This window comes from Corynebacterium sp. LaCa_282 (assembly GCF_057198125.1).
Genome location: NZ_CP191095.1, coordinates 2,187,530 through 2,207,017 on the forward strand (window position 1 = coordinate 2,187,530; position 19,488 = coordinate 2,207,017).

The window sequence follows — 19,488 nt, forward strand, 5'->3', positions numbered from 1 at the left end:
CATTAGAAAGTCCCCAGGGAGCACCTCCCCAGGGACTTATATGCAGTAGCGGGTTACTTGCCACCCTGCGCGGCGACGGCAGCGGCCCCGGCCTCGGCGGCCTCTGGATCCAGGTAGGTGCCGCCCTCGTTGACCACGGAGCCGTCCTCCGCAATCTCGTACACCAGCGGGATGCCGGTCGGGATATTCAGCCCGGCGATGTCATCATCGGAAATGCCATCGAGGTGCTTGACCAACGCGCGCAGGGAGTTGCCGTGCGCTGCGATCATGACTGACTCGCCCTTCTTAGCCCGCGGCAGGATCTCTTCCTCGAAGTAGGGCACGAAGCGCTCGACAACGTCCTTCAGGCACTCCGTCTGTGGGACCTTGTCCAAGTCCGCGTAGCGGGGATCGTTGGCCTGGGAGTACTCGGCGTCATCGGCAAGCTCGGGCGGGCGCGTGTCATAGGAACGGCGCCATGCCATGAACTGGTCCTCGCCGTATTCTTCCTTGGTCTCGGCCTTGTTCAGGCCCTGCAACGCACCGTAGTGGCGCTCGTTGAGGCGCCAGTCGCGGATGACCGGGATCCAGTGGCGGTCGGCCGCATCCAGCGCGATATTGGCGGTGCGGATGGCGCGGCGCAGCAAGGAGGTGTACAGCACGTTAGGCAGGATGCCCTCTTGCGCGAGCAGCTCGCCGCCGCGCTTGGCCTCTGCCTCGCCCTTTTCTGTCAGATCAACATCGACCCAACCGGTAAATTGGTTGGATTCATTCCAGGTGGATTGGCCGTGGCGAAGAAGAATCAGTTTTCCGTTAGTCATGCCTCCAGCATGCCACGAAACCGCCCGGCGCGTCAGTGAGGCTAGTCTCCCATCGCGCGGCGTTGGTGGCAGTCAGGCACCGGAATCTGCTGGGCTTCGGCATAAATCTCCGTCAGCTCCCGGGCCGTGTTGGTCCAGCTAAAGCGCGTGGCGTGCGCGACGGCGGCCTCACCCATGGCGATGCGCCGGGGGTCATCGTCCAGCAGCTGGGTCAAGGAATCCGCCCACTCCTTCGGCTCGTGGGACGGCACGAGCAGCCCGGTCTCGCCATCGACGACGGCGATGGGCAGCCCGCCCACGGCCGCGGCAACGACCGGCGTTCCAGAAGCCTGGGCCTCGAGCGCCACCAGGCCAAAGGATTCGTTGTAGCTGGGCACCGCCACGATATCGGCAGCGCGGTACACTCCCACCAGCTCCTCGGGCGGGCGGGGGCCTAAAAAGCGCACGCGCTTTTGCACACCCAACTCCCGCGCCAATTCCCTATACGCCTCCGGCGAGGCATTGGCTCCCGATGGCCCGCCGCAGATGAGGACCCGGAAATCGCGGGTGGGCTCGCGGTGGCACAGCTCGGCGGCGGTGCGGATAAGAACTTCGGGCCCCTTGAATTTCTGTAGCCGCCCCACAAAGGCGATGACCTTGGTATGCAGCGGGATGCCCAGCTCGCGGCGGGAGCGCTCCGTATTGCGGTCGGTACCAGGGGTAAAAAGCCCCACGTCCGCACCCGGGGAGACTACGCGGATGATGTCGCGCTCGGCATCGTAATGCTCCGCCAAGTCGCGGGCTTCCTGATCGGTATTGACCACGAGGAGATCGGCATTATCCACCAATTGTTGCTCGCAGATGCGCCGCGCTTCTGATTCCACGGTGTCCTCGGCCGTGCGGTAGGCGTTTTTCACCGCGGCCAAGGTGTGGGCGGTGTGAACCAGCGGGATGCCCCAAAGATCGCGCAGCAGCCACCCCACCTGGCCAGAAAGCCAGTAGTGGGAATGAATGAGGTCATATTTTTTGCCCTGCCACTTGGCAAATTGCACCACTCCACCGGAAAAGGCCGCGAGCTGGGTGGGCAGATCTTCTTTTTCTAGCCCCTCAAAGGGGCCTGCCACGATGTTGATCACCCGCAGGTTGGGGGCCACGTCCACGATTTCTTTGTGGCTGGGGCGGGTAGCGCGGGTATAGACGTCCACCTCCACGCCAAGCTGGGCTAATTGGCAGGCAATATTTAAAACGTAGACGTTCATTCCGCCGGCATCCCCGGAGCCAGGCTGCTCAATGGGGGAGGTATGCATAGAAATCATGGCGATGCGCATGTTGTCCCATCTTAGCGGCGCTATACTGGCCCCTGCCAACAACCTACGCTACCGAAAGGTCACGCATTGTCCGCTTACGAATCAAAGGCATGGCTCCAGTATTACCCGGAGTGGACGCCGCATAGCCTCGACTATGGCACCACCACCCTGTTGGACCTGTATGACAACAACCTCGAAGTCAATGGCGATAAGTCAGCCACGTATTTCTTTGGGCGTACCCAAAACTATTCCGAGCTGGACCGCCAAGTGCGCGCTGCCGCAGCCGGCCTGAAGGCCTTCGGCGTGCGCCCCGGTGACCGCGTAGCCATCGTCGCTCCCAATAGCCCGCAGTACATCGCGGCCTTTTACGCCATCTTGAAACTCGGCGCCCAGGTAGTGCTACACAACCCGCTCTATACCGCCCACGAGTTGGAGGGCCTCTTCCAAGACCACGGCGCGCGCATCGCCATCGCCTGGGACAAGGCCGCGCCCACCCTGGAGAAGCTGCGGGCTACCACCAACCTGGAAACGGTCGTGTCCATCAACATGATCAACGCCATGCCCACCCTGCAGCGCGCCGCGCTTCGCCTGCCGCTTCCCCCGCTCAAGGCCAAGCGCGAGCAGCTTTCCGCCCCAGCGCCGAATACCGTGCCGTGGGAGGCGCTGATTGGCGATGCCATCGGTGGCAACGGCAGCGATATTAAGACGCCGGAAGACATTGATAAGGACACCGTCGCGCTGGTGATGTACACCTCCGGTACGACCGGTGCGCCCAAGGGCGCGATGCTTTCGCACGGCAACCTCGTATCCAACCTGCTCCAGGGCAAGGCATGGGTCCCGGGCCTAGGCGATAAGCCAGAGCGCATGCTCGCCGCCCTGCCTTTCTTCCACGCCTACGGCCTGACCATGAACGTCACCTTGGCCCAGCTCATCGGCGGAGAATTGGTCATCCTGCCCGTGCCGCAGATCCCGCTCATCATGCAGCTGATGAAGAAGCACACCCCGACCTGGGTCCCGGGCGTTCCTACCTTGTACGAGCGCATCGTCAAGGCCGCCGAGGAGCAAGAGGTTCCCATCAAGGGCGTGCGCGCAGCTTTCTCCGGCGCATCCACCCTGCCTTCTGAGACCGTTAATAAGTGGGAACACTCCACTGGCGGCTTGCTCGTGGAAGGCTACGGCCTCACCGAGTGCTCGCCCATCATCGTGGGTAACCCCATGAGCACCGACCGCCGCCCCGGCTACGTGGGCATCCCCTTCCCGGATACCGAGGTGCGCATCGCCAACCCCGATAACCTGGATGAAACCCAGCCAGATGGCGTTGAGGGCGAGGTACTGGCCCGCGGCCCGCAGATTTTCAAGGGTTACCTCAATAACCAAGAAGCCACCGATGCCGCCTTCCACGGTGACTGGTTCCGCACCGGTGACATGGGCATCATGGAAGAAGACGGCTTCATCCGCCTGGTCAGCCGCATCAAGGAAATCATCATCACCGGCGGCTTCAACGTCTACCCGGGCGAGGTCGAAGAAATCCTGCGCGAGCACCCCAGCGTTGACGACGCCGCCGTGGTGGGCCGCCCGCGCGAGGACGGCTCCGAAGACGTCGTAGCCTGCCTCGATCTTGCCGATGGCGCCGCGCTCGACCCCGAAGGCCTCAAGGACTACTGCCGCGAGCGCCTGACCCGCTACAAGGTCCCGCGCACCTTCTACCACTTTGAAGAGCTGGCCAAGGACCAAATGGGCAAGATCCGCCGCCGTGAGGTACAAGAAGACCTCATCAACCGCCTCGAAGCGGAGAAGAACGCCTAAGAACTAGCGTTCACACCACCATGCTGCGCACCATCGATACTCCCATCGGCCCGCTGCTGCTCACCGCGGACGCGGACGGGCTGTCCCGCGTCGACTTCGTCGCGATCCAGTTGGGTCGCGACGGAACCAGCAAGGACCGCAACGAGGAAAACAAGGGACACCGCGAAACCAGTAAGGTTCGCGGCGAGGTAAGAAACGATCGCGACGGAGCAAGCACAGGGCGCCGCGACACCAAGAAGGTTCGCAACGAAGTAAGCGGCGGGGTACATGGGGGCATCGACAAGCGCGGTGCAGACATCCTAGATGCGGCGCAGGAGCAGCTCGCGGAGTACTTCGCTGGGCGCCGCCGCGAGTTTGACCTGCCGCTTAACCCGGCGCCGACGACCAAATTTCGCGCCCAAATTCACGCGCAGTTGGACACCATTGGCTACGGCGAGATCTCAAGCTATGGCGAGCTCGCCGCCGCCGTGGGGCGCCCCGCTGCTACCCGGGCGGTCGGTACCGCCTGCGGCGCCAATCCCCTGCCGATTATTCGGCCCTGCCACCGCGTGCTGCGCATCGATGGATCGCTCGGCGGCTATGCCGGCGGCCTGGATATCAAGCGTTTTTTGCTGGCACTCGAAGAAAACTAGAGGATTTCCTCACGTTCTGGGTATACTCGCCCTTTGTAATATTTTTCTTTACCAAACGAAAGGGTAGAGCGTGTCCGCATACGAATCCCGGGCCTGGGTCAAGCACTACAGCGACTGGACCCCCGCCACGCTTGATTACGGCGATAAAACCATCATTGATTACTACGTCAATAACCTCCGCATTAATGCGAATAAGTCCGCTACCTACTTCTTCGGCAGTACACAGAGTTACGCGGACTTAGACGCACAGGTGCGCGCCGCCGCCGCGGGACTTAAGGCCTTTGGCATCCGGCCTGGCGATAGGGTCGCCATCGTCATGCCCAACTGCCCCCAACACGTAGTGGCGTTTTATGCCATCCAGCTGCTGGGAGCCACCGCGGTGGAGCACAACCCCCTCTACACCGCCCACGAGCTCGAGGGGCTTTTCCAGGACCACGGCGCGCGCGTGGTCATCGCCTGGGATAAAACGGCGCCGACGCTGAATAAGCTGCGCGCCACCACCCCGTTGGAGACCATCGTCTCCGTCAACATGATCGACGCAATGCCGCCCTTAAAGCGCCTCGCGCTCCGGATTCCCCTGCCGCCGCTGGCCGCCAAGCGTGAGCAGTTAACCGGCGCGGCCCCAAATACCGTGGCCTGGTCCACACTTATCGGTTCTGCCATCGGCGGCGATGGCAAGGACCTCGAGATTGCCAAGGTCACGCAGGACGATATCGCGCTTATCCTCTATACCTCCGGCACCACCGGCAAGCCCAAGGGCGCGCTGCTCTCGCACGGAAATCTCATCGCCAACTGCGTGCAGGGCGAGGCCTGGCTGACCAATATGGACGCCTCCGAGCAGCGCTTCCTCGCCGCCTTGCCGCTCTTCCACGCCTACGGCATGACCACGCTGTGCGTGCTCAGCATCTACTTCGGCGCCGAGCTCATCTTGGTCCCTTCCCCGCAGATGCCGCTCATCATGGACATCATTAAGAAGCACACCCCCACCTGGCTGCCGGGTGTACCTACGCTGTACGAGAAGATCATGGATGCCGCCGAGGGCAAGGGCGTGGATCTCGCCGGCATCAGCAACGCCTTCTCCGGCGCCGCCACCCTGCCGGTTGACGTGATGGAGCGCTGGGAATCCATGACCGGCGGCCGGCTCGTCGAGGGATTCGGCATGACGGAGACCTCCCCCGTGCTCATCGGCAATCCTATGAACGGCAATCGACGCCCGGGCTATGTGGGCCTGCCCTTCCCCGATGTTGAGGTGCGCATTGGCAACCCGGATAACCTCGATGAAACCCAGCCAGATGGCGAGCCGGGTGAGATGCTGGCCCGTGGGCCGCAGATTTTCCAGGGCTATTTCAACAACGAAAAGGCTACCGCGGAGTCCTTCCACAATGGCTGGTTCCGCACCGGCGATATGGCCACCATGGATGAGGATGGCTGGGTTCGCCTGGTCAGCCGCATCAAGGAAATCATCATCACCGGCGGCTTTAACGTGTACCCGGCCGAGGTAGAAGAAGTGGTGCGCAAGCACCCAGACGTCAAGGAGGTCGCCGTGGTGGGCCGCCCGCGCAAGGATGGCTCGGAGGACGTCGTCGCCTGCGTCATCCTGCGCGATGGCGCCGTCCTGGACCCAGAGGGCCTGAAGTCCTTCTGCCGCGAGCGCCTGACCGGCTACAAGATTCCGCGCACCTTCTACCACTTTGAGGAGCTGGCTTCAGACCAGCTGGGCAAGATCCGCCGACGCATGGTGCAACAGGATCTGCTCGATCTCCTCAAGCAGAAGGCTTAGTATTAACCACCATGTCAGACCTCGAGTACGACGCCACGCTGACGGATTTCCTCGCCACCGCAGTAGCCAACTTCCCCGACCGTCCCGCCACCTTTTTCGGCGGCGAGACCTTGAGCTACGCGGAGCTGGATACCCGCATCGCCGCTGCCGCCGGCGCCCTGCGGGAGATGGGAATCCGCCCCGGCGACCGGGTAGCGCTGGTCTTGCCCAACTCCCCGCAGCACCTCATTGCCTTTTTCGCGGTGCTGCGCCTGGGCGCGGTCGTAGTCGAACATAACCCTCAGTACACCGCCCACGAGCTGGCCCCGCTCTTTGCCCACCACGGCGCCCGCATCGCCCTGGTCTGGGATCAGGTCGCCGCCGTGGTCGATGGCCTGGCCAGCACGGTGATCCCCGTGTCCTTGGCGGCGCCCCTTCCCCTCTCCGGCGCTCCAGTGCCCCACCGCCAGGCCGCGCTTGCCGATGCCGCCCTCATCCTCTACACCTCCGGCACCACCGGCCAGCCCAAGGGCGTGGTGCTCACGCACGGCAACCTGGCCGCGAACTGCATCCAATTGGAAGCCCAAGCCGATCTGCGCCCGGGCCACGAGCGCTTCCTTGCCACGCTGCCGATGTTCCACTCTTACGGATTGACCATGAGCGTCTTGCTCGCCGTGCGCTGCGCCGCCGAGATCATCCTGCTGCCCGCCCCGCGCCCCGCGGCCGTGGTCGGCGCCTTGGCACAGCGCCGCCCGACGTGGATGCCGGGTGTGCCCACCATTTATGAGCGCGCCATAAATGAGCTGGCGGCAGAATCTGCCTCCGGGACAGCCGCCGAGCAGGCCGCAGACCTGGGCGGGGTGCGCTACGCCATTTCCGGGGCTGCATCGCTGCCGGCGCGCATCATCGAGCCCTGGCAAGACCGCACCGGCGGCATGCTCGTTGAGGGCTACGGGCTCACGGAGGCCTCCCCCGTGCTGACCATTAACCCGCTTGGTGAGGGGCGGCGCGTGGGGACCATCGGCAAGCCGCTTGCCGATACCGACTTGCGTATCGGAAACCCCGATGACCTAGACCGCAGCCAACCCGATGGCCTGCCCGGCGAAATCCTTGCCCGCGGGCCCCAGGTTTTTGCGGGCTACCTCGATAATCCCGCCGCCACGCGGGAGGCATTCCACGGCGAGTGGCTGCGCACCGGCGATATGGGCGTGCGCGAGGCCGACGGCCATTTCCGGCTGGTGGGCCGGATTAAAGAGGTCATCATTACCGGTGGCTTTAACGTCTTTCCCAGCGAGGTGGAACACGCCCTGCTTAGCCACCCCGCGATAAGCCAAGCTGCGGTTGCCGGCATCCCGCGTGCCGATGGTTCCGAGGACGTCGCCGCCTGCCTGGTACTCCACCCCGGAGCCACCTTCGACGCGGAGGCGCTGCGCGAGCACTGCCGCGGCCTCTTGGCCCGCTATAAGGCCCCGCGCCATTTCGTAGTGCAAGAAGAATTACCCACCGATCAGCTAGGAAAGCTGCGCCGCCGCCAGGTGCAGGACATCTTGGTGGCAGAAGTGTCCTCACACTAATCCTCGGCAGCGGTGGATTCCCGGCGCGCGGGCTACGTCCCGGTGCGGGGCTATTCCTCGCCGCGGGCGGCACCTGCAAAGATGCGCCCCGAGCGCTCTTCTAGTTTCTTCTTCGCGCGCACCTGCTGCTGCGCCGCGAATTCGGAACGCGGCGGGGCTTGAATATAGCGCTCAGCGTGTAATCCAAGCTGCAGCTCCTTGGCACGCAGGACCTCCGCATCGATCTTGATGCCCAAAATCAGCATCGTATTGGACAGCCAGACGGTCATAAATACCGCCATGACCGTTCCGAATGCCCCGTAAATGCTCACCCCGGCCAGGTACTTGATGTAGAGGGAGAATACGCCACACCACCAGGTTAGTCAGCAGCGCTACCACCGAACCCAAGGTGAGCCAGCGGAAGCGGCTGGGCCGAACGTTGGGTGCAAAGTGGTACCACACGGCAATGAGTGCCAGCGCCACCACGACAGTTATGGGAAAGCGCAGCCAATTCCACACGGGCATAAAAATGCCGCCGATAAAGTCCACGGTTCCATGCAGCCCTAGGCGGAGTGCCACGGGTTCGATGACGCTGTCCACGACGGTATCGCGCAATAAATTGGCGCACAGAACCACCACCGCGCCGATGACGAGGACCACGGTAATGGCCCACATCAACGCCCATGTGCGGATGGTGCCGCGTCCCTCCACCCGGCCGTAGACAGTATTGGCGGTACGCGAGAAGGCACGCACATACGCCGAGGCGGCGAAGAGTGAAATCAAAACGGAGACCACCAGCGCAAACGTGCCCTCCCGCGTGGAACCGATAATGGAGCTGACGATATTTCCGGCCTCTTCCGCCATGGAACGGGGCACGTACGTTTCGATGAACTGCGTGGTCAACGCCTCCACTTCGCCCCGGCGCGAAGAAAAGACCAGCGTGGCAATGGAATATGCCGCCAGGACAGTGGGCGCGAAGGCCATGAGGGTGAAGTAGGTCATCGCGGCGGCGCGGTCCATTAAGGCATCGTGGAAGAAATCAGCCCACACGCGTCGCATTACCAGACCCCAGCTGTCCTTGCGCAGGCGGTTGCCGCGCGCCCACGGATCGGCATCGGCGGCTGGGCTTTCCACGGTGACCAGGGTGGTAACGGTGCTTGGCACGATCTTTTTCTGTTGGGCAGTCTGCTTCCGGGCTTGCTTGCTGCCGGTTGCGGGGGCATCGTCCAAGGCACTCATAGTTACGCAGCGTATGCGGCCTAAGAATCTATTCTGTGAAGTGACACTCGCAGCGATTAGGCTGGGGAGTATGACTGAACAGAACCAAGAAAAGATTAACGTCAAGTCCTTCGAGCTCGACCACCGCCTCGTCAGCGCGCCTTATATCCGCGTGGCTGATCGCACCGATTTGGGCGGCAGCGTCGAGATTATCAAGTACGACCTGCGCTTCTGCCAGCCCAATAAGGATCACTTGGACACGGAGGCGCTGCACTCCGTGGAGCACATGATGGCCAACTTTATGCGCAACTACACCGATAAGCTCATCGGCTTTGCTCCTATGGGCTGCCGCACCGGCTTCTACGCCATCACCAACGGTATGGAGCAGGATGAATTGCTGCGCGCCGTTGAGGGTGCGCTGAACGATATCCTTTCCGCCACCGAGGTTCCCGCCGCCAACGAAGAGCAGTGCGGTTGGGGCGCGCACCACAGCCTGAAGGGCGCGCAAGATGCGGCCCGCAAGTTCCTGGATGCCAAGCCGGAGTGGCTCGAGGTCATGGCTGCCTAAGATGCGCCGGCCGTAGCGCAGAGCATTGCGCTGGGGCGGCTTTTGAGCCGCCCGCGCTGCCCGCAAGCAACGATTACGTCCAAAACAACCGCGTTTCGCCAAAAATGAGGGCGAGTTTTAGAAGAACGCGGTTGTTTTGGACGTTTTTATGTGCGCGCAGGCCTAAAACCCGGCGCGAACTTAGTGGCCGATGCCCCGTCGCGCCGAAAGGCGCGGCCTAGTCCTCGTCCATGGATAGGCCCAGCCACACGGGCTCGGACACGAGCTCGACGCCGAAGGCCTCGCGGACGCCATCGCGGATCGTGCGGGCTAGCGCGACGATATCGGCGGCGGTCGCGTTTCCGCGGTTGGTCAGCGCCAGGGTGTGCTTGGTGGATAGCGTTGCCGGTCCGGAGCCGGGGTAGCCCTTTGTGAAGCCGGCATTATCGATAAGCCAGGCGGCCGAAAGCTTTTCGTGCGGGGACGGTTCGCCCTCTGCTGGAGCGGTGGCGGGATGGCGGGGCATGCGGTCGGCGGGGGCATCGCCAAGCGTGGCGCGCACCTTGTCCTGGATGGCGTCGGCGACGCTGGATTCGACCACGGGATTGGTGAAGAAGGAGCCGGCGGACCAGGTGTCGTGGTCGGCGGCATCGAGCACCATGCCCTTGCCGCGGCGCAGGGCGAGGACCTCCTCGCGGACTTGGGCGACGGGGCGGCGCTCGCCGGGGTTATCGGTAAGCTGCCCAAAGCGTAAGGGGCGAGAGAGCCCATCCGTGGTTAATTGCACTTCGACCTCGAGCACGACCGCGCGGCCGGTGAATTTCAGGTTGGAGTAGCGGTAGGCCAGATCGAGATCGGAGACGGGAACCCACTCATCGGCATCGGTGCGCAGGTTATACAGGCGCACGCGGGTCAAGACCTCAGAAATCTCGGCGCCATAGGCGCCCACGTTTTGCACGGGCACCGCGCCCACCGTGCCGGGGATGCCGGACAGGCACTCGATGCCGCCCAGGGACAGCGCGACGGATTCCGCCACGACTTCATCCCATACCGCGCCGGCTTGGGCGCGCACGAGGCCGGTCTGGGTATCCATGTCCACCGCGGCAAAGTCCAGGACAACGGCGACCACGTCTACCTCGCCATCAGAAACCAGCAGGTTAGAGCCGCCGCCAACCACGATGAAAGGAACTTTTTCTTTCTCGAGGTACCGCAGGGCCGCAACTGCCGCTTCAGGCCGCGAACAACGCAACGTGACCTGTGGCTTTCCCCCCACGCGCAAGGTGGTGAGATCGGCAAAGCTCGCCGTGGGATCCACGTCTACGCCGTCGATTGCTGTGAGTTGTTGCGTCAAAAATTTATCAAGCACGTATACCAAGGTAGTCTGTTAAGCATGTCAACTCGTAGTGAAAACACCGTAACCATCAATCAGCCTATCGACATGGTTCACAAGGCGCTGCTTACCCAGGGGTACTGGGAGTACATCGTGGAAAATCTTTCCCCGGAGGCAGGCCAGGTTCACGATTTCTCCGATAACGTAGCAACTCTCTACGAGGTCCTGCCGACCACCCTCTTGCCAGAGGCTGTGCGCGCCATGGTCTCGCAGGACCTCAAGGTCAAGCGCGTGGTCACCGTGGGCGAGCTCAACGGCCAGGCCGCTGACGTCAACTACACCGCAGACGTCAAGGGCACCCCGGTGGACTTCAAGGGCGAGATTTCCCTGGCCGGCGAGGGCGAGATGACCAAGCTGACCTACACCAACGAGATCTCCGTCAAGATCCCGATGATGGGCGCAGCCATCGAGCCGAAGGTGGGCGAATCCCTGGCAGAGCTCTTTGATAACGAGGGCAAGCTGACCGAACAGTGGATTTCTGAAAACTTCTAAGGCACTCCCAACCTTAGAATCCACCGATTCCCATGGCCGACCACGCTCATAACCTGCGCGCCAGCGCAGCAGCGGGTCGGCCTTTTGGCGTTATTACCCGCGGCACCACCAACTACAACCGGCTCAGGCGCTGCGATAGGTGGATGATGGCGCACCCGGAAATCTCGGCGCTGTTGCGCCACGTGCGCACCCCGCTCGCCCTCGACGTGGGCTATGGCGCCTCCCATACCACCACCGTGGAATGGGCGCGGTGGCTGCGCCGCATCAATCCCCGCGTGGATGTGCGCGGGCTAGAAATCCACCCGGACCGGGTGCTGCCGCCGCGCGATGGCGTGCGCTTTGAGCTGGGCGGATTTGAGCTGGCGGGCTACCGGCCGCAGGTGGTGCGCGCCTTTAATGTCCTGCGCCAATACGATGTGGACCAGGTTGCGGAGGCCTGGCAGACGGTGTGCTCGCGCTTGGCCCCCGGTGGGTTCTTCGTGGAGGGCACCTGCGATGAGCTGGGCCGACGCGCGGCGTGGATCCTGCTCGATCAGCATGGTCCGAAGACGCTGACGCTCGCGTGGGATCCCTTCGACGTGGCCCGCCCCTCCGATGTGGCCGAGCGCCTGCCCAAGGTGCTCATCCACCGCAACGTGCCCGGCGAGCCCATACACGAACTCCTGCAGGCCTCCGACAGGGCCTGGGATCGCGCCGCAGGGTGGGCCCCGCACGGCCCGCGGGTGCGATGGCGCATGGCACAAGCCCTGCTTGCCGATGCCCCCTTTAACCTCCAGCCTCCCCGCCGTCGGCTGCGCGATAATACGCTCACTGTGAGCTGGGAGAGCATCGCGCCCCGCTAATATCCAGCACACATTGCCACCGGCCGCCTCATGCGCCACACTGGTAGTCATGGCTGCAAAGAAATCGGGCGGATCGCTCGCTTGGAAAATTGTCGTAGGCGTCCTCGTAGCGCTGCTTATTATCATCCTCATCGCCGAGTTTGGCCTGCGCTGGTTCATTGGTAACCAGATGACCGAGGAGTTTAAAAATAGCGCCAAAGAAGAAGGCATCGAGGTCACGGAGGATCCCTCGGTAAGCTTTGGCGGCAGCCCCCTCCTCTTTGGGCTTATGCGCGGCTCGATTTCCCAGATGGATATGACCACGCCGTCGACCCTGCAGATCGAAGGCTCGCAGATCAAGGGGCAGCCCGCCTCTGAAATCCACGTGGAAGATATGTCCACGGATGCGGATAACCCTGTGGCCGGCTTCCTCCGCGCCACCACCACCGTTCCGGATGACTACCTGCTGGCGAGCTTCCAAAAAGGAATTTCAGACCAATCTGGCAGCGAAACCATTGGGAATATGGTGGTCACTGAAATCACCGCGAATGACCAGAGCGACGAGCTTGAAGTGAAGTTTGGTGGCGGCTTAGCCAGCCTTTCGCTCAAGCCCACCGCCCGCGACGGCAAGCTGGAGATCAATGCCACCGAGGCCGCCATCTTTGGCCTCTCCCTGCCAGAGCAGGCCACCAGCGCCATTTCTGATGCCCTGCAGGACAGCATGTCTGAGCAGCTCGTTGCCAATGACATGCAGGTCGAATCCGTGGATGTGGGCGATGGCAAGCTCACGCTGACCATCACCGGCACCGATGTCCCGATGAACGATATGGACCACTTCTCCGCCGAGAGCGGCGAGCAGAAGAAGGCCGCCTAACAGCGTCGTCCTAGGGCGGGGTCGGCCGCAGAAGCGGCCGACCTAGGGAGTGTCGACCTAGGGAGTGTCGACCTAGGGAGTGTCGACCTAGGGATGTGATGTCTAGTGACTTTTTGGACTCGGAGTCCATTGACTTTTTGGACTCGGAGTCCAGTTAGTTTTTTGACGCGGAGTCCAGGAGGTTTATGGACAGGATGTCTAACTACTTTTTGGACTCTGGCTTCTTGACAATGTGGGGATGGCAATTCCCATTACTCTCCGCAAGAAGATAGCGGATTTCGACCCCATCCGTGAGGGCATCACGGTCCAGCAGTTCTGCAAGAACATCGGCGTATCGAAGCAGACGTACTACAACATCAAAGCACGTATCGCCGAACGCGGGCGGGCTGGCATCGTGCCCGACAGCACGGCACCGCTGAACCCGCGACGGGTCTACGATGACAAGATTCGACAACAGGTCCTGCAAGCTCGCGGTACGTTAAGAGCCCGCGGCCAAGACTGCGGCCCATGGTCAATCTTCTACTTCTTCCTCGACGAACTCGGCTACGACCAACCACCGTCACGAGCTTTAATCGCACAATGGTTGCACGAGGCTGGCGTCGCTGACATCAATGCACGTAAACGACCGCGTAAGTCCTACAGGCACTTTGCCAGGGGCGAAGTCAATGAACTGTGGCAGATCGATGCGTTTGCCTACAGACTCTTCGATGTGCCTCACACGCAAGTGACTATCTACCAAGTCGTCGACGATGCCAGCCGCTTCGACGTCGGCTCCCAAGCTTTTGGAACTCCAGAAAACGGCACCGATGCCCGCATCACGCTAAGTGGAGCCATTGATGCTTACGGACTTTTCCAAGAAGTCCTCTCTGACAACGGTGATGCCTTTGCCACCTACCATCGCGGCCGGCTGTCGCAAACCGAACGCTGGCTCGCCAGCCTGGGAGTTCAATCAAGTGCGGGCTTTGCTCCCACGACGCAAGGCAAAGACGAGCGATCGCACCAAACCATGACCAGGTTTTTGGATGCTCGTACCCCGACGACGCTGGCGCAGGTCCAACAGCTGATTGTCGACTACCGCAACTTCTACAACACACGCCGTCGCCACCAAGGACTTCTCAGGGGCAAGATGCACATCACCCCAGCCCAAGCCTGGGAGATTATCTCGCATGCCCAGCCACCGACGCAGCCGATTGACCCAGATGTTTTATGGACAAAAATCGCGAAACAATATCACCGGATTCACCCCGACAACCAGGCAGATGCTTTAGCAGCCGACACAGTGGTCGCGACAGATAATGCCCTGCCTGAAGTTGCAGCTTCAGACAGGGCACCAAGTAACGACACTCAGGCGATCCAGCAAGATACACCCCATGCCGATTCCTCAACCGTAATGCCAAGCTCTACCGGTGTAAATGCATTCTGGCCTATCCCGGACAAGCTGTGGATCAACAAAAGCGGGGTGGTACGCGTTATGGGGCACGGCCTCTACGTCGGGCTGCGCTTCAAAAATCGAGCCATCTACAGCAGCGTAGCCGATGACTATGTGGAATTTTTTACTGATCACGACGGTGAGAAACTGTTTTCATTTCCGCTACCGATCCAACTGAATCAGCGTCCACCCGGCGGTCAAATCAACATAAACCACGTTGTCGGCATGTGGCACCGACAACCCCCAGAGCTAAAACCCAACCTCTCTGGGCCACGGCCAAGCCGCCGGAAGAAGCCAAGCTAGCACCAGTACAAAAACTCCGTGGACTCCCCGTCCAAAAAGCGGGGAGACTCCGCGTCCGCAAAGTCCCTAGACTCCGAGTCCACAAAGTAGCTGGACTCCAAGTCCAAAAACCTCATGGACATAACAGTGTCGACCTAGGGAGTGTCGACCTAGGGAGCGACTTAGGCGGTGGGAAATTCTACGACGGGCAGCGAGCTGGACAGCTCGCTGCCTTTTTCTATGACGATCTTGTGAAAACCGGCCTGGGCGGCGGCGGTTTCTGCGAGGGACCGCGCCGGTTCCGCCTCCGGCAGGATGAGGCCCACGCGGGCCGGGTCCGGGCAGGCCTCGCGGATGGCGACGAGCTCGGAGAGGATGGGGGTGGCATCGGCAAGCGTGGCATCAACGCTGACCCACACCTCGTCCGCGCCGGACTGGATGGCCAGGCGGGCCTCAGAGGCCTTGATGAGCGTGTGGTGCCGGCCGGTGGGATAGCCCGCCACGGCGGTAATGCCCGCCGGCTCTGCTGCAGCCGCCACCGTCACGTGGTGCGGCGAGACCAAAACATGCTGCCCCGTGGCCTGCTCCCTGACCTCAGCGGCGGAAGCGTGCAGGAGATTTTTCATGCTTAGTAGCTGTAGTCGCCGTTGATGATGGCCTTGAGCTGCGGGCGCACATCAAACCAGTAGACACCGGTGATGACCGTGCCAATCCACGCCAAAAATTGCAGGCCGGTAGCCATCGCCACCGCCGAGCCCGCAAGCAGGCCTACCCATACCCATTTACCCTTGCGGTCGCCGGCCCGAAACGCATCCTCGCGCGTCGATGCCGCGAGTACGGCCCCGATGATGGCGGTAATGGTCAGGACCTGGAAGAAGTAGATGGGAAACTTATAGGCAATGTCAAGTAAGAGGTACATGCAGATTAATTCGTGGGTTCGTCGGTATCGATAACTTCGCCATCGATAATATTATCGTCCTTGTCCGCAGCAGCGGAATTACCGTTCTTGGGCGCGTTCTTCTTCTCGTTCACGCGCTCCTGGGCATAGTCATACGCGTCCTTCACGCCCTCGCGGGTTTCCTGGTACGCATCCGCAAACTTGTCCTTGGCCTCAGAGAAAGCCTCCGAGTCGCGGGTTTCTTCCGCGGCCTTCTTGATGGACGCGCCCCACTGCTTGGCGGTAGTGGTGGCCTTGTCCAGCATGCCCTCCTTCTCACCCTGTGAGTCCTGCGCACCTGCGCCCTGCACGCCCTGGTTCTCGCGTTCTTCCTGCAGGCGGCCACCGAAGTCCTTGGCGGTATTCAGCGCGGACGCACCCGCTTCCTTCAGGGAATCAAAAAGCTTCTTCTTCTCAGTCATGAAATCCTCCGTGTGACGTATTATTCCGGCGCATTAGGCGCCGAAAATGAGATGATTAACAGCATATATGGCCAAGCCTGCCAGAGAGCCGACGATCGTGCCGTTGAGGCGAATAAATTGCAGATCCTTGCCCACCATCAGCTCGATATTCTGAGAAGCCTCCTGCGCATCCCAGCGCTTAATGGTCTCTGGGATGATCGCGATGATCTCCGGGGCGAACTTCTCCACCGCGTAGCGCGCGGCCTTGTCCACAAGATCATTGGCCTGGGCCAGGAATTCGGAATCCTCAAGCAACCGGTGCGCTAGTTCCTTCACCTTGGCCGTCATCTTCTGCCGCAGGAAGGACTCCGGATCATTGAACTGGTCAATCAGCGTGGTGGAAATCGTGCGCCACATCGCCGCCGGTGCCTGCTGCACCTGATCAGAGGCGAGCATCTCTTGCTTGATGTTCTCGATGCGCTCGCGCATATCCGCATCCCATTGCAGGTCCGCAGCCAGTTTGGACAGGTTGCGGCGAATGGCCAGGCGGGCCTCGTGATTGCCATCGCGGCGGACTTCCTCGGCGAAATTAACGAGCTCGCTATAGACCTTGTCCCCCACCATCTCGCGGGCAAAACGCGGCGCCCACCCGGGCATGCGCTCATCAATCGCCGTAACCACCGTCGATTCCATGCCAAGAATCTTCTTGTGCGCCCAGTCAATGAGGTCATCTTCCAGCGGGCGCGCCTTGCCGTCCGCGATATAGCCCTCTAGCAACCGGCCCAACGGCGGCCCCCACTCCGGCTCCGCCAGGCGGTCCATGACCTGGGTGCGGATGAACTGCTCCGCCTCAGCCGGGTCGAGGTCCTCCACCACGCTGGCGGCGCGCTGACCAATCCATTCGGAGACCTCCTCCGCCTTGCCCGGTTCTGCCCCTTGGCGCGCCAGCCACAGCGGCAGCTCCGCGTCCCGCACCTTGGCGCTCAGCGCATCCGCGGTCAGGAAATTCTCCTCCACAAAGTCCTTCAGCGCATCGCCCACGCGGTCCTTATTATTTGGAATCAGCGCCGTATGCGGGATGGGCAGGCCCATCGGCCGGCGGAACAGTGCCGTCACCGCAAACCAGTCCGCCAGGCCACCGACCATGCCAGCCTCCGCCGCCGCACGCACGTAGCCGACCCACACTGGCGCCCCGCTTTCCGATGCCTGCCACCACGAGCACCCCAAGAAGATCACCGCCGCCAGCAAAAGCAGCGACAGCGCAATCGCCTTCCACCGCCGCAGGTCCGCCCGGCGCGCCTCCTGATTGCCGGCCTGCGGCACACCGGTGCCTGACGATGCCAGCTCCCTCGCCGTATCGAGCTCTGCGTCCGAGCGGTGCGTCATGTGTTCTCCTTGGGGATTGTGAAGGTACATTTGAGCTTCGGTCTATAACACTAGGACCTTGCCCCAGAAAGTGGGAACGTCGGGGTCGGACCCTGGAGATCCCCTTCCTGGCCGACTGGCTGAATAACAGGTGTCCGCCAAATAGGGGTCAGGTCCATAAAACCCCTAATCTAAGAATTTACCCTGCACATACAGGCCGAACAGTGTAAGAAGCTTTTTAATGGTAGAGCACTTGGGCAAGGTCAAGCCATAGCGTCACAGGCCATACCCATTTAGCACATGAATCGAGTCGGGAAATCGAAGAAACGTATTCGTTGTAGTCATATTTGTATTCGGTAATGCACTTGGCTATGGTTAGCTTTATGAAGACGATTACACTACGCGTCCCCGACGATCTCCGAACCCTCATTGCCGAAGCAGCAGAAGCTAATGGACAATCCCAAAGTGACTACATGCGTCAAGCCATAGAGATTCATGTCAAGCGGGTTGATCCGAAGCGTGATCGCCAGCCCGCAGAAAAAAACACCACGCTCACTTCCTACGAGCGAGCTAGCTTGATCCTTCAGCATCAGGCCGTCCTAGCTGCCCAGGGTCATCTTCCTGAAGAGTCCTATGACACGAAGTGGCACGAACGTGCTATTGAAGTGTTGGAGCGTGGCTATGAAGGAGAATACCCCCAACTATTCCCTGGCCACACTGAAACTCTTACTGCATATGACTGTGAGTTAGTCTGGGACATTCTCGACATGTTTAGGGTGATCCACTTTAGCGTTGAAGCGCTCGGCAAGAACGGGTGGGATGCCATTGGCGTTGAGAACGCCGAATGGTTCGGCACATTCAAAGGTTTCGACTACCAACGTGAACGCGAAAACCAAATGGCCAGCTACACGGAATACCTAGTAAGGAGTGGCCGGTGGACTGAGCAAGAAGAACTCGTAAAAAAGGGAATGAACTCCCACAGGCAGATGCTTCCGACCTATCAATCCATGCTCGGAGCCTTCAAACCCTTATGGCGCGAAGCTGCACGCGGAGGTGGGCGTTCTTATCTCGGATCCCAGGATTTGCGAAAGATCCTCCTCGCTGTCCCAGGCGCACAGTATGGTAGTCCCAACGACTAACTTCAGAGGTGCAGAAAGAATTAATTGCCCGGAAAGATCAATAACCTCGGCGATTTACTCCTACTTTCGTAGTGCAGGGATCGTTCCGAGGCTTTCAAGATAAAGACTAACATTTCTACAATGAATAATCCAAGATCGACCCTCGAACTTCTATCTCAATGGTTTTCATCCGCACGAATGAGCCGGTACGCCGGTCACCCCACACCAGAAGCACTATATCTTTGGAATACTCGCCTCACGAAGACCTATCTCGCCGATATCCAGCACTTAGAAGTGCTTCTCCGAAATTGCATTCACGATGCCCTAACCGGAAGATACAGTGAGCGCTGGTTTGACAACGATCTAATACCTTTCAATGATGCAGCAAAGAAGAACATCCGCAAAGCGAAGAAACGGGCCGGAGGGGAAGGCGTACCATCAGGAAAAATCGTCGCTGAGCTAAGCTTTGACTTCTGGCGCTTCCTTTTAAGTAGCCGCTATCAAGCAAGTGTCTGGCCTCAGGTAAAGAAGGTATTGAAGAAACCCCCTGACAGCAGACAGCAGTTCGAAGATCTTGTAGTCATTGTCTACGAAATGAGAAATAGATGTTCTCACCACGAATCAATCGTTCAACAACGCGATAGAGACCGTGAAATCGCACACCTCGACTCCGTTGATAACGCTATCGAGAAGGTGGCGAGCTACATTGATCCTAATGCTGCGACTTGGATCAAAGACCATTCTCAGGTGTCCGATGTACGAGCACAACGACCTTAGT

20 protein-coding genes are annotated in these 19,488 nt (G+C 60.8%); 11 read left to right on the forward strand and 9 right to left on the reverse strand.

What is annotated here, in order from left to right:
* Positions 1 to 53 precede the first annotated feature (53 nt).
* Together ACP8KU_RS10290 and mshA are read right to left on the reverse strand one after the other, a co-directional pair.
* On the reverse strand, positions 54 to 800 hold the full coding sequence (locus tag ACP8KU_RS10290; protein WP_005276632.1) for a phosphoglyceromutase: 747 nt from the start codon (positions 798 to 800) through the stop codon (positions 54 to 56).
* A gap of 41 nt (positions 801 to 841) precedes the next feature.
* Positions 842 to 2,107: a D-inositol-3-phosphate glycosyltransferase gene (mshA, locus tag ACP8KU_RS10295; RefSeq protein WP_284636597.1), complete on the reverse strand. Its 1,266-nt coding sequence runs from the start codon at positions 2,105 to 2,107 to the stop codon at positions 842 to 844.
* A 66-nt stretch (positions 2,108 to 2,173) separates the two neighbouring features.
* On the opposite strand from mshA, the gene ACP8KU_RS10300 reads away from it, so the two are divergent.
* From ACP8KU_RS10300 to ACP8KU_RS10315, 4 genes are all read left to right on the forward strand, one after another.
* Entirely contained in the window at positions 2,174 to 3,892 is a 1,719-nt protein-coding gene (locus ACP8KU_RS10300) for a long-chain-fatty-acid--CoA ligase (RefSeq protein WP_484483691.1), read from the forward strand.
* 20 nt (positions 3,893 to 3,912) lie between these two features.
* Complete coding sequence (locus ACP8KU_RS10305; protein ID WP_484483692.1) at positions 3,913 to 4,524, forward strand: methylated-DNA--[protein]-cysteine S-methyltransferase; 612 nt, start codon at positions 3,913 to 3,915, stop codon at positions 4,522 to 4,524.
* 70 nt (positions 4,525 to 4,594) lie between these two features.
* Positions 4,595 to 6,304 (forward strand): long-chain-fatty-acid--CoA ligase, encoded by a 1,710-nt coding sequence (locus tag ACP8KU_RS10310; protein ID WP_484483693.1) that lies wholly within the window; start codon positions 4,595 to 4,597, stop codon positions 6,302 to 6,304.
* An 11-nt stretch (positions 6,305 to 6,315) separates the two neighbouring features.
* Positions 6,316 to 7,857, forward strand: coding sequence for an AMP-binding protein (locus tag ACP8KU_RS10315; RefSeq protein ID WP_484483694.1), 1,542 nt, complete (start codon positions 6,316 to 6,318; stop codon positions 7,855 to 7,857).
* Between the two features lie 50 nt (positions 7,858 to 7,907).
* On the opposite strand, the gene ACP8KU_RS10320 is transcribed toward ACP8KU_RS10315, so the two are convergent.
* Both ACP8KU_RS10320 and ACP8KU_RS10325 read right to left on the reverse strand, forming a co-directional pair.
* The gene (locus ACP8KU_RS10320) at positions 7,908 to 8,093 is read right to left on the reverse strand and encodes a hypothetical protein (RefSeq protein ID WP_484483695.1); all 186 of its coding nucleotides are present in this window, start codon (positions 8,091 to 8,093) and stop codon (positions 7,908 to 7,910) included.
* On the reverse strand, positions 8,029 to 9,075 hold the full coding sequence (locus ACP8KU_RS10325; protein ID WP_484483696.1) for a YihY/virulence factor BrkB family protein: 1,047 nt from the start codon (positions 9,073 to 9,075) through the stop codon (positions 8,029 to 8,031). Before ACP8KU_RS10325 ends, ACP8KU_RS10320 begins: the two co-directional genes overlap by 65 nt.
* 70 nt (positions 9,076 to 9,145) lie before the next feature.
* On the opposite strand from ACP8KU_RS10325, the gene ACP8KU_RS10330 reads away from it, so the two are divergent.
* Complete coding sequence (locus ACP8KU_RS10330; RefSeq protein ID WP_484483697.1) at positions 9,146 to 9,622, forward strand: S-ribosylhomocysteine lyase; 477 nt, start codon at positions 9,146 to 9,148, stop codon at positions 9,620 to 9,622.
* 217 nt (positions 9,623 to 9,839) lie between these two features.
* On the opposite strand, the gene ACP8KU_RS10335 is transcribed toward ACP8KU_RS10330, so the two are convergent.
* The gene (locus ACP8KU_RS10335) at positions 9,840 to 10,967 is read right to left on the reverse strand and encodes a UDP-N-acetylmuramate dehydrogenase (protein ID WP_484483698.1); all 1,128 of its coding nucleotides are present in this window, start codon (positions 10,965 to 10,967) and stop codon (positions 9,840 to 9,842) included.
* 24 nt (positions 10,968 to 10,991) lie between these two features.
* Here ACP8KU_RS10335 and ACP8KU_RS10340 point away from each other — a divergent pair, with 24 nt between their 5' ends.
* The 4 genes from ACP8KU_RS10340 to ACP8KU_RS10355 all read left to right on the forward strand — a co-directional run bounded on the left by ACP8KU_RS10340 (position 10,992) and on the right by ACP8KU_RS10355 (position 14,910).
* Entirely contained in the window at positions 10,992 to 11,483 is a 492-nt protein-coding gene (locus tag ACP8KU_RS10340) for a DUF2505 domain-containing protein (protein WP_237799399.1), read from the forward strand.
* Between the two features lie 32 nt (positions 11,484 to 11,515).
* Positions 11,516 to 12,325 (forward strand): class I SAM-dependent methyltransferase, encoded by an 810-nt coding sequence (locus ACP8KU_RS10345; RefSeq protein WP_484483699.1) that lies wholly within the window; start codon positions 11,516 to 11,518, stop codon positions 12,323 to 12,325.
* A gap of 49 nt (positions 12,326 to 12,374) precedes the next feature.
* Complete coding sequence (locus tag ACP8KU_RS10350; protein ID WP_484483700.1) at positions 12,375 to 13,178, forward strand: LmeA family phospholipid-binding protein; 804 nt, start codon at positions 12,375 to 12,377, stop codon at positions 13,176 to 13,178.
* A 238-nt stretch (positions 13,179 to 13,416) separates the two neighbouring features.
* Positions 13,417 to 14,910, forward strand: coding sequence for an integrase core domain-containing protein (locus tag ACP8KU_RS10355; protein WP_023028832.1), 1,494 nt, complete (start codon positions 13,417 to 13,419; stop codon positions 14,908 to 14,910).
* 161 nt (positions 14,911 to 15,071) lie between these two features.
* Here the strand turns inward: ACP8KU_RS10355 and ACP8KU_RS10360 are convergent, their stop codons facing one another.
* Genes ACP8KU_RS10360 through ACP8KU_RS10375 form a run of 4 tightly spaced genes read right to left on the reverse strand, consistent with a single transcriptional unit; the run spans position 15,072 to position 17,613 of the window.
* A complete protein-coding gene (locus ACP8KU_RS10360; protein ID WP_484483701.1) occupies positions 15,072 to 15,515 on the reverse strand; it encodes a deoxyribose-phosphate aldolase in 444 nt (147 codons plus the stop codon).
* A gap of 2 nt (positions 15,516 to 15,517) precedes the next feature.
* Positions 15,518 to 15,808: a DUF2516 family protein gene (locus ACP8KU_RS10365; RefSeq protein ID WP_484483702.1), complete on the reverse strand. Its 291-nt coding sequence runs from the start codon at positions 15,806 to 15,808 to the stop codon at positions 15,518 to 15,520.
* Between the two features lie 5 nt (positions 15,809 to 15,813).
* Positions 15,814 to 16,248: a CGLAU_01105 family protein gene (locus ACP8KU_RS10370; RefSeq protein ID WP_484483703.1), complete on the reverse strand. Its 435-nt coding sequence runs from the start codon at positions 16,246 to 16,248 to the stop codon at positions 15,814 to 15,816.
* A 33-nt stretch (positions 16,249 to 16,281) separates the two neighbouring features.
* Positions 16,282 to 17,613: a DUF445 domain-containing protein gene (locus ACP8KU_RS10375; RefSeq protein ID WP_484483704.1), complete on the reverse strand. Its 1,332-nt coding sequence runs from the start codon at positions 17,611 to 17,613 to the stop codon at positions 16,282 to 16,284.
* A 362-nt stretch (positions 17,614 to 17,975) separates the two neighbouring features.
* On the opposite strand from ACP8KU_RS10375, the gene ACP8KU_RS10380 reads away from it, so the two are divergent.
* Positions 17,976 to 18,731, forward strand: a complete 756-nt coding sequence (locus tag ACP8KU_RS10380) for a YfbU family protein (protein WP_484483705.1) — start codon at positions 17,976 to 17,978, stop codon at positions 18,729 to 18,731.
* 120 nt (positions 18,732 to 18,851) lie between these two features.
* Positions 18,852 to 19,487, forward strand: coding sequence for a hypothetical protein (locus tag ACP8KU_RS10385; RefSeq protein ID WP_484483706.1), 636 nt, complete (start codon positions 18,852 to 18,854; stop codon positions 19,485 to 19,487).
* The last annotated feature ends 1 nt before the right edge of the window (position 19,488 follow it).